Annotated in this window: 10 protein-coding genes; 5 read left to right on the top strand and 5 right to left on the bottom strand. The window is 72.1% G+C overall.

Going from position 1 to position 12,757, the window contains the following annotated elements:
* Positions 1-199: 199 nt before the first annotated feature.
* From ACFRMQ_RS14265 to ACFRMQ_RS14245, 5 genes are all read left to right on the top strand, one after another.
* Positions 200-1,825, top strand: coding sequence for an ABC transporter substrate-binding protein (locus ACFRMQ_RS14265; RefSeq protein WP_380730602.1), 1,626 nt, complete (start codon positions 200-202; stop codon positions 1,823-1,825).
* 109 nt (positions 1,826-1,934) lie between these two features.
* Positions 1,935-2,861 (top strand): ABC transporter permease, encoded by a 927-nt coding sequence (locus tag ACFRMQ_RS14260; protein ID WP_380730600.1) that lies wholly within the window; start codon positions 1,935-1,937, stop codon positions 2,859-2,861.
* Between the two features lie 76 nt (positions 2,862-2,937).
* The gene (locus tag ACFRMQ_RS14255; RefSeq protein WP_380730604.1) at positions 2,938-3,852 is read left to right on the top strand and encodes an ABC transporter permease; all 915 of its coding nucleotides are present in this window, start codon (positions 2,938-2,940) and stop codon (positions 3,850-3,852) included.
* A gap of 16 nt (positions 3,853-3,868) precedes the next feature.
* On the top strand, positions 3,869-4,921 hold the full coding sequence (locus ACFRMQ_RS14250) for an ABC transporter ATP-binding protein (protein WP_380730598.1): 1,053 nt from the start codon (positions 3,869-3,871) through the stop codon (positions 4,919-4,921).
* Complete coding sequence (locus ACFRMQ_RS14245) at positions 4,911-6,092, top strand: ABC transporter ATP-binding protein (RefSeq protein WP_380730596.1); 1,182 nt, start codon at positions 4,911-4,913, stop codon at positions 6,090-6,092. The genes ACFRMQ_RS14250 and ACFRMQ_RS14245 overlap by 11 nt, the downstream gene beginning before the upstream one ends.
* A 117-nt stretch (positions 6,093-6,209) precedes the next feature.
* Here the strand turns inward: ACFRMQ_RS14245 and ACFRMQ_RS14240 are convergent, their stop codons facing one another.
* The 5 genes from ACFRMQ_RS14240 to ACFRMQ_RS14220 form a co-directional block, all read right to left on the bottom strand.
* Positions 6,210-7,928: an ABC transporter family substrate-binding protein gene (locus tag ACFRMQ_RS14240; protein WP_380730594.1), complete on the bottom strand. Its 1,719-nt coding sequence runs from the start codon at positions 7,926-7,928 to the stop codon at positions 6,210-6,212.
* A 199-nt stretch (positions 7,929-8,127) separates the two neighbouring features.
* On the bottom strand, positions 8,128-10,476 hold the full coding sequence (locus ACFRMQ_RS14235) for a hypothetical protein (RefSeq protein WP_380730592.1): 2,349 nt from the start codon (positions 10,474-10,476) through the stop codon (positions 8,128-8,130).
* Between the two features lie 243 nt (positions 10,477-10,719).
* Positions 10,720-11,178: a DUF6113 family protein gene (locus tag ACFRMQ_RS14230; RefSeq protein ID WP_380730590.1), complete on the bottom strand. Its 459-nt coding sequence runs from the start codon at positions 11,176-11,178 to the stop codon at positions 10,720-10,722.
* A complete protein-coding gene (mshB, locus tag ACFRMQ_RS14225) occupies positions 11,175-12,083 on the bottom strand; it encodes an N-acetyl-1-D-myo-inositol-2-amino-2-deoxy-alpha-D-glucopyranoside deacetylase (protein ID WP_380730588.1) in 909 nt (302 codons plus the stop codon). Before mshB ends, ACFRMQ_RS14230 begins: the two co-directional genes overlap by 4 nt.
* 179 nt (positions 12,084-12,262) lie before the next feature.
* On the bottom strand, positions 12,263-12,457 hold the full coding sequence (locus ACFRMQ_RS14220) for a DUF2304 family protein (RefSeq protein WP_049658010.1): 195 nt from the start codon (positions 12,455-12,457) through the stop codon (positions 12,263-12,265).
* Between the last annotated feature and the right edge of the window lie 300 nt (positions 12,458-12,757).

Genomic DNA, 12,757 nt, shown 5'->3' with positions numbered 1-12,757 from the left:
AGCTGGCGGCGATCATCACCCGGGAGATGGGCAAGCCGGTCGCCCAGGCCCGCGGCGAGATCGACATCGTCGTCTCCATCTACCGCTACTACGCCGCCAACGGCCCCAAGTTCCCGTCCGGGTGCACCCGACGCGCGCCGTCGCCGGGCCGTGCCTCTCATGGGGTGTGATGCGACACACACCCTGAGGAGGGACCTCCATGCCCGTAGCCGCCCGTGCCCGTTGGCTCCTCGCCGCCGCGACCTCCGTGGTCCTGGTGGCCACCGGATGCGGCGACAGCGGGGGAGGGAGCAGTAGCGGTTCGTCGGATGCGAACAAGGCGTTCAGCTACCAGAGCAACGAGCCGCAGAACCCGCTGCAGCCCGCCAACGCGAACGAGGTCGGCGGCGGCCGCATCATCCAGAACCTCTTCAAGGGGCTCGTGGACTACGACCCGAGCAACGCCAAGATCCGGATGCAGGTCGCCGAGAAGATCGACACCAGCGACTCGCAGACCTTCGACATCACGCTGAAGGACGGCTGGAAGTTCCACGACGGCACCCCGGTGCACGCCCGGAACTTCGTCGACGCCTGGAACTGGGGCGCCAACCCCGCCAACAACCAGATCAACAGCTCCTGGTTCTCCGACATCGAGGGCTACCAGGACGTCCACCCGGCCTCCGGCTCGGCGAGCACGGACAAGATGTCCGGGCTGACCGTCACCGACGACCTCCACTTCACCGTGAAGCTGACCCACAAGGTCTCGTACTTCGAGTACAAGCTCGGCTACATCGCCTTCTCGCCGCTGCCCGAGGGCTTCTACCAGGACCCGGCCGGGTACGGCCAGAAGCCGGTGGGCAACGGCCCGTACGAGTTCGTCAGCTGGTCGCACAACAGCCAGGTGGTGACCAAGAGCTTCCCGGACTACCAGGGCGTGGACAAGCCGAAGAACGGCGGCATCGTCTTCAAGATGTACACCACGTCCGAGGCCGCCTACGCCGACCTCCAGTCCAACAACCTGGACGTCATGGACCAGGTGCCGCCGTCCGCGCTGGCCACGTACAAGAGCGACCTCGGCGACCGCGCGGTGGACGAGCCGCAGGGCGCCATCCAGAACATCGGCTTCACGCTCTACCAGGGCGACTGGTCCGGGCCGGACAAGGCCAAGGTGCGCCAGGGCCTGTCGATGGCGATCGACCGCGGCACCATCACCAAGACGGTGCTCCAGGGCTCCCGCAAGCCCGCCACCGCCTGGGTGGCCGAGGGCGTCGAGGGCTACAAGGACGGCACCTGCGGCGACAACTGCACGTTCGACCCGGCCAAGGCCAAACAGCTGATCGAGGAGGGCGGCGGCGTCCCCGGCAACAAGCTGACGATCACCTACAACGCGGACGGCGGCCACAAGGAGTGGGTCGACGCGGTCTGCAACTCGATCCGGCAGAACACCGGGGTCGACTGTCTGGGCGACCCGAAGCCCGACTTCAAGACGGCGCGGGCCGCGATCACCGGGCACCAGCTCAACGGCGCCTTCCGCACCGGCTGGGTGCAGGACTACCCGCTGAACGCCAACTTCCTGGCCGACGTGTACCGCACCGGCGCCGCGTCCAACGACTTCGGCTACAGCGACCCGACGTTCGACGAGGCCGCCACCAAGGCGGACGAGGCGGGCAGCGTCGCCGACACGGTGACCGGCTACCAGCAGGCCGAGGCGGTGCTGCCGAGCGGCATGCCGGCCATCCCGCTCTGGTACTACCGCACCAACTCGGGCTACTCGACCAAGGTGCGGAACGTGAAGTTCGACTCCTTCGGGAACCCGGCCTGGAGCCAGGTCGAGGTCAAGGGCTGAGCCCCGCCCCCTCGCGCCGGCCCCGCCCTCCCCGCGCGGAGGGCGGGGCCCGGTCTCGCGGCCGACGGCCGGCCGGACACCCGGCCGGACACCTAGGAAGGAGGCCCGGATGGGCAGTTACGTGCTGCGGCGGGTGCTGCAGATGATCCCGGTGTTCCTCGGTGCCACACTGCTGATCTTCCTGATGGTCTACACGCTGCCGGGCGACCCCGTCGCCGCGCTGTTCGGCGAGAAGGCCGCGGACCCGGCCGTGGTCGCCAGCATCAAGCACATGTACTACCTGGACCAGCCGATCTGGAAGCAGTACCTGCACTACATGGGGAACCTCTTCCAGGGGGACTTCGGCACCAGCTTCACCGGGCGGCCGGTCACCGACATCATGGCGGACGCCTTCCCGGTCACCATCCGGCTCGCCCTGCTGGCCTTCGTCTTCGAGATGATCGCCGGCCTCGCCCTCGGCCTGGTCTCCGGACTGTGGCGCGGCAGCGTCGCGGACACCCTCGTGCTGATCCTCACCCTGGTGGTGATCTCGATCCCGGTCTTCGTGCTGGCCTACATCGCGCAGACGGTGTTCGCCACCAACCTGGGGTGGGTCACCCCGACCGTCCAGGACAGCTACGACCTGACCCAGCTGGTGCTGCCGGCCGTCGTGCTGGGCTCGCTCTCGCTCGCGTACGTCGCCCGGCTCACCCGGACCTCGATCGGCGAGAACCTGCGGGCCGACTACATCCGCACCGCGGTCGCCAAGGGCCTGCCCCGACGGACCGTCATCATCCGCCACCTGCTGCGCAACTCGCTGATCCCGGTGGTGACCTTCCTCGGCACCGACCTCGGGGCGCTGATGGGCGGGGCGATCGTCACCGAGGGCATCTTCAACGTGCAGGGCATCGGCAACGTCCTGTACCGGGCGATCAATCAGAAGGAGGGCCCCACCGTGGTCGGCATCGTGACCGTCCTGGTGATCGTCTACCTGGTCGCCAGCCTGCTCGTCGACCTGCTCTACGCGGTCCTGGACCCGAGGATCCGCTATGCCTGACATCCATGACGAGGACTCGTACGAGCCGCACCCCAAGCCCGGGGTCTCGCGCCTCGACTACGCCGGGGAGCAGGGCATGGCGGTCGAGCAGGAGACCTTAGTCGAACCGGACGTGGTGAAGCGCGAGGAGGCCCGCAGCCTCTGGGCGGACGCCTGGCGGGACCTGCGCCGACGGCCGATCTTCCTGGTCTCGGCGGTGCTGATCCTGCTGCTGGTGGTGATGGCGGTCTTCCCCTGGGCGTTCACCGGCGCCGACCCGCGCCACGCCGACCTGGTGAACGACTACCTCAGGCGACCGAACTGGGGCGACGTCTTCGGGGCCGGCTGGTTCGGCTACGACGCCCAGGGCCGGTCCATCTTCGCCCGGGTGGTGCACGGGGCCCGGGCCTCGATCACCGTCGGCATCTTCGTGACCGCCGCCGTCACCGTGCTCGGCGGGCTGACCGGGATGGTGGCCGGCTACTTCGGAGGCTGGGTCGACGCGGTGCTCTCCCGGATCACCGACGTCTTCTTCGGCATCCCGCTGCTGCTCGGCGCACTGGTGCTGCTGAACGCCTTCGCCACCCGCACCGTGTGGAGCGTGGTCATCGCGCTGGGCGTGCTCGGCTGGACCCAGATCGCCAGGGTGATGCGCGGGGCGGTGCTGACCGTCAAGCAGTCCGACTACGTGATGGCCGGGCGGGCGCTCGGCGCCGGCACGGGCCGGCTGATGTTCCGGCACATCCTGCCGAACGCGATCGCGCCGGTGATCGTGGTGGCGACGATCGCGCTCGGCGGCTACATCGCCACCGAGGCGACGCTGAGCTTCCTCGGCATCGGCCTCCAGGACCCGACCATCTCCTGGGGCATCGACATCTCCTCCGCGCAGAAGGTGATCCGGACCGCGCCGTACGTGCTGTTCTTCCCGGCCGCGGCGCTCTCGATCACCGTGCTGGCCTTCATCATGCTGGGCGACGCGGTGCGCGACGCCCTCGATCCGAAGCTTCGCTGAGTGAGGGGAGCGCATCGTGAGCACAGTGCTGGACACCACCGGGCACGAGGAGCAGGCGCCGTTCCAGGGGCCGCTGCTCGACGTCCGGGACCTGCACGTCGAGTTCGTCACCCGGGACGGCGTCGCCCGGGCCGTGAACGGCGTCGACTACTCCGTCTCGGCCGGGGAGACGCTCGCGGTGCTGGGGGAGTCCGGCTCCGGCAAGTCGGTCACGGCGCAGGCGATCATGGGCATCCTGGACATGCCGCCGGCCCGGATCCCGCGCGGCGAGATCCTCTACCGCGGCCAGGACATGCTCACGATGGGCAAGGACGAGCGGCGGCGGATCCGCGGCCGGAAGATCGCGATGATCTTCCAGGACGCGCTGTCCGCGCTGAACCCGGTGCTCAGCGTCGGCTACCAGCTCGGCGAGATGTTCCGGGCCCACCGGGGGACCTCCCGCAAGGAGGCGCGGGACAAGGCCGTCGAGCTGATGGACCGGGTCCGCATCCCCGCCGCCAAGCAGCGGGTGAACGACTATCCGCACCAGTTCTCCGGCGGGATGCGCCAGCGCATCATGATCGCGATGGCGCTGGCGCTGGAGCCCGATCTGATCATCGCGGACGAGCCCACCACCGCCCTGGACGTGACCGTCCAGGCCCAGGTGATGGACCTGCTCGCCGAGTTGCAGACCGAGTACAACATGGGTCTGATCCTGATCACCCACGACCTCGGCGTGGTCGCCGACGTCGCGGACAAGATCGCCGTGATGTACGCGGGCCGGATCGTGGAGACCGCCCCGGTGCACGAGCTGTACGCCCGGCCCGCGCACCCGTACACCCGGGGACTGCTGGACTCGATCCCCCGGCTGGACCAGAAGGGCCAGGAGCTCTACGCCATCAAGGGCCTGCCACCCAACCTGCTGCGCATCCCCAAGGGCTGCGCCTTCAACCCGCGCTGCCCGCGCGCCCAGGACCGCTGCCGGGCCGAGGTGCCGGAACTGTTCCCGGTCGCCGAGGAGGACGGGGCGCCGGTGAAGGGACGCGGCAGCGCCTGCTTCTTCTGGAAGGAGACCCTCCATGGCCGCTAACGGGTCCAGCGCCCTGGGCGCGGTGGTGCCGGAGGAGGTCGTCTTCGCGCAGGAGGTGCCGCGCGGCGAGCCGATCCTCGAAGTCCGGGACCTGGTCAAGCACTTCCCGCTGACCAAGGGCGTCCTCCTCAAGCGGCAGGTCGGCGCGGTCAAGGCGGTGGACGGGGTCACCTTCGACCTGATGCAGGGCGAGACGCTCGGCATCGTCGGTGAGTCCGGCTGCGGGAAGTCCACGCTGGCCAAGGTGCTGATGAACCTGGAGCCCGCCACCGGGGGATCGGTCCGCTACAAGGGGGAGGAGATCTCCCGGCTCTCCGGCGGGGCGCTGAAGGCCGTCCGGCGGAACATCCAGATGGTGTTCCAGGACCCGTACACCTCGCTCAACCCGCGCATGACGGTCGGCGACATCATCGGCGAGCCGTTCGAGATCCACCCCGAGGTGGCGCCCAAGGGCGACCGCCGCAAGGCCGTCCAGGACCTGCTGGACGTCGTGGGTCTGAACCCGGAGTACATCAACCGGTACCCGCACCAGTTCTCCGGCGGCCAGCGCCAGCGCATCGGCATCGCCCGCGGTCTCGCGCTCAAGCCCGAGGTCATCATCTGCGACGAGCCGGTCTCGGCACTGGACGTCTCGGTGCAGGCGCAGGTGATCAACCTGCTGGAGCAGCTCCAGGGCGAGTTCAACCTGTCGTACATGTTCATCGCCCACGACCTCTCGATCGTCCGGCACATCTCCGACCGGGTCGGGGTGATGTACCTGGGGAGGATCGTCGAGATCGGCTCGGACGCGGAGATCTACGACCACGCGACGCACCCGTACACCCAGGCCCTGCTCTCCGCGGTGCCGGTGCCGGACCCGGCGGCGCGGGAGACCCGGGACCGGATCGTGCTCACCGGCGACGTGCCCTCGCCGGCCAACCCGCCGTCCGGCTGCCGCTTCCGCACCCGCTGCTGGAAGGCGCGGCAGCGGTGCGAGGTCGAGGTGCCGCTGCTGGCCGCGCCGTCCTGGCTGGACGGGGCGGCGCGGCACGACTCGGCTTGTCACTTCGCGGCGGAGCGCGAGATCGGGCAGAGCGCGGCGGAGCGCGAGATCGGGCAGAGCGCCGAGGAGCGCAAGGGTGGGGAGAGCGCGGCGGAGCGCGAGGGCAGACCGGCGACTGAGGGGCCGTGACGGAAAGAAGGTCTGCCGCTGGCTCGCCAAGTACCATGCGTTCCTCGACAGTTGCTCTGCGTCCAGCGCTGCACGGCTGAGGCCCCGCAGGCTCCGCCGGAGGGCCGCTCCGGCCGGCTACCTCAGGAAGCCGACGTTCTCCCAGACGATGTCGGACAGGCCCTGGGCGCCGATGTTGGCGAGGTCGGCGCGGGCCCCGAACAGCTGCGGGCGCTGGTAGAGCGGCAGGACGCCGGCCACCTTCCAGAGCTCGCCGTCGGCCTGGTTGATCGCCTCGGAGGCGGTGGCCGCGTCGCTCGCGGCGGCGGCCCGGTCGAGCGCGGCGTCCGCCGCCTGGCTGCCCGCGCCGACGCGGTTGGTGCCGCCGTTCTGGGCGAAGTTGGCGCGGTTGCCGCTGGCCGGGAAGGGGGTGCCGATCAGGGAGTAGGCGGCGATGTCGAAGTCGTCGCGGTTGACGTACTTGTCGAAGAACTCGTTGAGGGGGGCGGTCACCGTGGTGACCTTGACGCCGACGTCCTTGAGCATCCTGGTGGCGTTGGCGGCCTCGGTCTGGGCCGGGGTGACGCCGGCCGGGACGACCATCCGCAGGTTCAGCTCGCGGCCGTCCTTCTTCCGGACGTCGCCGTCCAGCTTCCAGCCGGCCGCGTCCAGCTTGCGGGCGGCCTCGGCCGGGTCGTAGCGGGCCAGGCCCAGGGAGTTGTCGCGGTAGCCGTTCTGGTTGGTGACCAGCAGGTGGTTGTTGAGCGGGACGGTGGGCCAGTCCAGGCCGCTGAGGTCGGCGCGGATCACCGCGTCCCGGTCGATCGCCTGGAAGACGGCCTGGCGCACCGTCGCGTCGCCGAGCGCGGGGGTGCGGGCGTTCAGGGTGAGCTGGCGGAAGTCCGGCCCGCCGGCCCGGCGCACCACGGAGCCCTTGGTGCTCTTGATGAGCTGGTAACCGGCCACGTCCGGGCCGTTGTTGACGAGGTCGAGCTCCCCCTTGGCGAAGGCGGCGCCCATCGCGGAGGGCAGCATCGCGTGGAAGACGATCCGGTCCAGCATCGGCTTGTCGCCCCACCAGGAGGGATCGGCGACCAGGGTGACGGTCTGGGCGGCGCGGTCCAGGCGCTCGACCTTGAACGGGCCGGCGGTGACCGGGAAGCCGTCCAGGTAGGCGGTGTTGAACAGCTCCGGGGTGGAGATCCGGGCGGCGGGCAGCAGCGGGGCGTTGCTCGCGCTGTTGAACATCGACTGCCACTCGGAGAACGGGCGGTCGAAGGTCATCACGGCCTGGAAGTCGTCCTTGCCGCGTTCGACCGAGGAGACCAGTTCGAAGCCGGTGTTGCTGGAGGACTTGTACGCCGGGTCCTTCCCGTTCAGAGCGCGCCAGTTGGCCTCGATGTCGCGCCACGTGATCGGGGTGCCGTCGGACCAGTGGGCCTTCGGGTTGAGGGTCCAGGTGACCACCTGCCGGCCGTCCTTGAGGTCGGCGTGGGCGTCCTGGAGGTAGGCCGGGTTGGGGGTCTGGGTGCCGGCCGCGTCCGAGCGGAAGAAGGTCGGCAGCAGCGGCTTGCTGACCATGACGGTCGTGGACTCGGCGCCGTCGGCGTGGATCGGCGACCACTGGTGGGAGAACTGGGCGATCGCCAGGTTCAGGGTGCCGCCCTGGCGCAGCTGGGCCCGGTCGTGCGGGTTGATGTCGATCGAGGTGAGTTTGGGCGACGAGGGCGCGGAGGGCAGCGCTTCGCCGCCGGGGCCGCCCCGGCCGGCGGTGCAGGAGCAGAGGGCCAGCGAGAGGGTGAGGGCGGTGAGACCGGCGAGCAGGGCCGTCCCGTGGTGCTGGAGGCGGCGGCGCATCGGCGTGCTCCCCGGGGTGGATGTGACGGATGGTGTGGCGTCACATCTTGCTGACCGGGAGGGACGTTGTCGAGCGGCGGCGCGAAGGAGCGGCGCGAAGGGGAGGCGCGAAGGGGAGGCGCGAAGGAGCGGCGCGAAGGGGCGGGCCCGGGTGTGGGCCCGCCCCTTGAGGAGCGCGGGTTCCTCGGCCGCGGAGGTGTCAGACCGCGAACTTGAAGGTGCGGTCCTTGTCGGTGGTCTTGTCGAACACCGAGGTGATGCCGTCCGCGACGTCCTGCGGGGTGATCGCGGCGAGCTGGCCGTTCTTCTTGACCTTCACCTTGTCGAAGGCGGTGCCCAGCTGGGCGGAGAGCGCGTCGAGGTCCCACTTGGGCACGATCTTGCCGGAGGCGTCCGGGACCAGGGTGAGCGCCTTGGCGGCGGTCCTCGGGCCGAAGTCCCAGGTCTTGGCGCCGGCCGTGACGTGCACCTTGCCCGCGGCCACCTGCTTGCCGAGGCTGTCGGCGGCGGCCTGGAGGGCCTGGGCGGAGACCTTCGGCTGGGCGGCCGCGACGGCGAGGGCGATCGACTGGTCGGGCTTGCCGGCGGCGCGGTCGCGGTAGGCCTGCTCGATCACGTCCAGGGCGCTCGCCGAGTCCACCGCCTGGCCGGCCCGGCCGGGCACGACGATCGGCTCGCCGTTGTCGCCGAACTTGACGTAGCCCTCCTGGAGGCCCGCGCCGGCGCCGCCGGCCAGGGAGTCGAGGGCGGCCTTGAGCTTGGCCCGGTCGACCTTGACCTCCGGGGCGACGGCCTTGGTGCCGCCCTGGAGCGACTTGATGACGTCGACCGGGTTGTAGCTGTGCTGGGCCAGGCCGTCGACGGTGGCGGTGGTGTCGAAGCTCAGCCCGGCGACCGCCGGGTCGAGGTCCACGGCCTGGTCGCCGATCTTCAGCTTGAGCGGCTGCTGACCGGCCTTGCCGATCGACTCGTCCAGCTGGTGGATCGCCTGGTCGCGGCTGCTGCCGCCGATCTCGGCGCCGAGCACCACGGTGCCCTTGGGGACGTCGGACTGGTTGAGCATCAGGCCGGTGCCGTACGCGGCGGCGCCGAGGAACAGCACCGCGCCGATGCCGTAGACGCCCAGCTTGACCAACTTCTTGCCGGGGCCGCCGCGCTTGGCCTTGGCGGGCGCGGCCTTCGCCTTGGCGGGGGCGGGCGCCGGTGCGGCCTTGGCGTCCTTGGCCGCCTCGGGCCGGGGGCCGGGGGCCGGGGTCGGCAGCGGGGTGAGCTCGGTGGCCTCGGGGTCGCGGCCGGCCTGCTGCGGGCCGCCGGGCCGCGGGGCGGGGGCGGCACCGGGCGCGCCCGGGAAGAGGGCGCCGGGGCCGGCCGGGACGGCGGGGTTCTCCTGGCCGGGGGCGGTCGGGCGCTGGGTGGCGAACGGGTCGGCGCCGGTCGGGGCCGAGGCGAACAGGCCGGGCTGCGGAGGGCCGTCGGTGCCGTGCGGGGCGCCGTTCCGCGGCAGGCCGGGTATCGCGGCGGGCGGGGGGGTGTGGTCGCGGATCGGCGCGAAGCCGTCGACCGAGGTGTCCTCGGCGTTGGCCTCGGCGGCCGGGCCGGCCTGCGGGTGCGCCGCGGGGGCCTGGTGGCCGTTCGGCTGGAAGCCGTTCTGCGGGCCGTTCTGCTGACGGTTCCGCTGCCGGGCGCCGCGGGGGCCGCCGTTCTGCCGGGAGCCGTCGGGCACGGAGCCGTTCTGCCGGGGCCGGCCGGCGTCCGGGGCGGAGGTGCCGAACGGGTCGGTGACCGGCGGGAACGGCTCGGCGGCCGGGGCGAAGGGGGCGGCGGCCTCGTACACGCCGGGCTCCTCCACCGGGGCCTCGGCGCGGTACGGCGCGGCGGGCGCGGCCGGGTTCGGCTGCTTGCCCTGGGGCGGCACCGAACGGCCCTTCGCGGCGCCTTCGGCACGGGCGCCCTGGCCCGCGCCCTGGCGGGCGGCCTGCGGGCGCGGCTCGGCGGCGGCCGGCGCGGCCTCCACCGTGCTCGCGGTGCCGGCCGGCACCGCGGCCGGCACGGCCTCGACGGCCGGGGCCTTCTTCTGGCGCGGCCGGAACCAGGCGCCGGTGGACTCCGACTCGGAGGTCGCCGCCGGGATCGGCGGGACCGCCGGCATCTCCCACTCCGGCGGCAGGCTCGGCGGGGCGGCCGCGCGTCCGCCGTCCTCCATCACACCGAGGACGGGCGAGGCCGGCGCGGAGCGGTGCCGCGGGCTGCCCGGCTCGGACGCGGCGGCCGGGGCGTCATCGCCCGGGCCGTCCTCGTTCTTGACGGCGCTGCGGACGACGACCGGAGGGATCGGACGCGAGCCGGGGATGTTGATCCGGACCCGGGTGGTCAGGGTGGTCTCGGTCTTCGGGCCGTCGTCCTCGCCGCCCGACGAGGAGCCCGAGCCGGCCGCGGCCCGGTCGCCGCCGGGGCCCGGGGTGCCGTAGGGCGGGGTGCCCGACGGGTAGGCGTCCGGACCCGTGCGCCGTGGCGTCGGGTGGGCGTTGTCAGATTCGCGGCTGCTCAATGCTGCTTTGCTCCGGGTTCGCGGGCGGGCCGTGCGGCGCGACCGCGGTTCGTGGTCGCCGGGCCCGGCTGGGGCGGGCGGCGGTCGGGTACGGCGTTCTGCGGGACCACCATACTGGGAAGAACTGAGCGGCGAACGGCTTCGGACAGATCCTGATACGTCCGGTTCCTCCGCTATGAGAGTAAGGCCGCCCGCTCCTGACTGCGCGTCGTACGGGGTACGGTACGCCGCGCACGACCCCGGTCAGCGCGGGGGGCCGGGCACCCCCGGGAACCAGCCGGCGCGGGTGGGCAGGGTGGCGCAGATCACGCCCAGCACCGAGCCGGCGAACAGCCAGGCCAGCGAGGTCGCGTTGGACCACAGCACGTTGTCGCCCTCGGGCCGGGGCACGATCAGCAGCAGCATCGCCAGGAACCAGCCGGCCGCGGGCGCGCCCGCGCCGAGCCGGGTGCCGGTGACCCGCAGGCCGCCGTAGAAGGTGGCGGCGGTGGCGGCGAGCGCCAGCAGGACTCCCACTGGCGGCCACAGGGCCTGCACGAAGGATCCGCAGACCGACACCGCGATGCCCAGCAGGAAGAACAGGACGTAGGCCGCGATCCGGGCGAGGCGAGGGGGCTGGGACTCGGCCAGCCGCTCCTCGCGGGTGCCGAGGACGGCGGCCGGGAACGAGCGGCTCGGCGGCTGGGGGGCGGTCTTGCTCATCGGACGCCCTCCTCGGCGTGCGCGGCGTCGGGGGCGAGGCCGGCGAACAGGTCGTCCTCCGGTCCGTCCGGCCCGGCCTGGCCTCGTACCAGCTGGTAGTACTCGGTGGTGAACAGCGGCTGGGCGAGGTCGTTGGAGAGTGCGAAGAACGCGCCGTCCACCGTGATCTGGGTGGCGTGCGCGGTCAGCGCGGCGGCCTTGGCGGCGGCGTACCCGGAGCCGTCCAGCACCGTGGTGACCGATTCGTCGTCGACCACGCCGGGGATGTCGGCGGGCCCGGCGACGCCCGGGAAGGACGCCTTGGCGGCGGCCTCGGCGAGGCCGGCCTCGATCACCGAGCGGGGCATCCGGTTCCAGTACACCTTGGCGATCCGCCAGGCCGGGCCCAGCGCCGGGCGGTACGCCGGGTCGGCGGCCAGCTCGTGCGCGCGCATCGCGACCCGGTGCGCCTGGATGTGGTCCGGGTGCCCGTAGCCGCCGTTCTCGTCGTACGTGACCAGCACCTGCGGCCGCGCCTCGCGGATCACCGCGACCAGGTGGCCGGCCGCCTCGTCGACGTCCGCCCGCCAGAAGCAGCCGGGCACGTCGTTCTCGGGCACGCCCATCATCCCGGAGTCCCGGTAGCGCCCCGGGCCGCCGAGGAAGCGGACGTCGGTGACGCCGAGGGCGCCCATCGCCGCGGTCAGCTCGCCGATCCGGTACGCGCCGAGGGTGTCGTCCCGATCCGCCGTCAGGTGGGCCAGCTCGGGGGGGATCACCTCGCCGCCCTCGCCGAGGGTGCAGGTCACCAGCGTGACCCGGGCGCCCTCGGCGGCGTACCGGGCCATGGTGGCGCCGTTGCCGATCGACTCGTCGTCGGGGTGCGCGTGGACCAGGAGGAGGCGGCGGCCGGTAGTCGCGGTCATGGGAGAAAGCCTAGGGCCTGTCTTCGAACTCCCGTCGTTCGCCCTTGGGGCGGCGGGGCGGCGTCGGGGTGAGTGCATCGCGAGGCGGAGGTGGGGGCACCTCCCGGCCGCCAGGCCGGGGGAGCGTCGCCCCGCAGGCGCGAGTTCGAGGACAGGCCCTGACGACCGCGGTGGCGCGGTCAGAGCCGCAGGCCGTTGATCATTCCTGCGAGGTTGCTGGTGACCTGGCTGATCGACGGGGCGATCGAGCTGGAGGCCAGGTAGAAGCCGAGCAGCGCGCAGACGATCGCGTGCGCCAGCTTCAGGCCGGACCGGCGGATCAGGATCACCACGATCACCAGCATCAGCACGGCGGCGGAGATGTTCATGGCCATGTCGGCACACACCCCATTCTCGGGCGCGCCGCCTCCGGGGGAGGGCGGCGGGGGACTGGAGGCTGCGGGTGGCGGCGGCCCGGGACGGGGGCCGACGGTCACTCGCCGGACAAGTCATACCCGATGGGTGAGGGGGTCATCACACTCGGTGAGTCCGCGCGCGCCGGGGCATCGTGGCATTCGAGGGGCGCGTAGGCCGGTCGGAGGCGGTTTGGACCCCTTTGGGGCGTACTTCGGCGCGATACTCCGAACGAGTGATCAACGTGCCTCCGGGGGTGGTGGCCCGGCGTCATAAGGTCT

The organism is Kitasatospora sp. NPDC056783 (assembly GCF_042789895.1).
Taxonomy (GTDB): domain Bacteria; phylum Actinomycetota; class Actinomycetes; order Streptomycetales; family Streptomycetaceae; genus Kitasatospora.
This window is presented reverse-complemented; position numbering and strand designations above follow the sequence as displayed.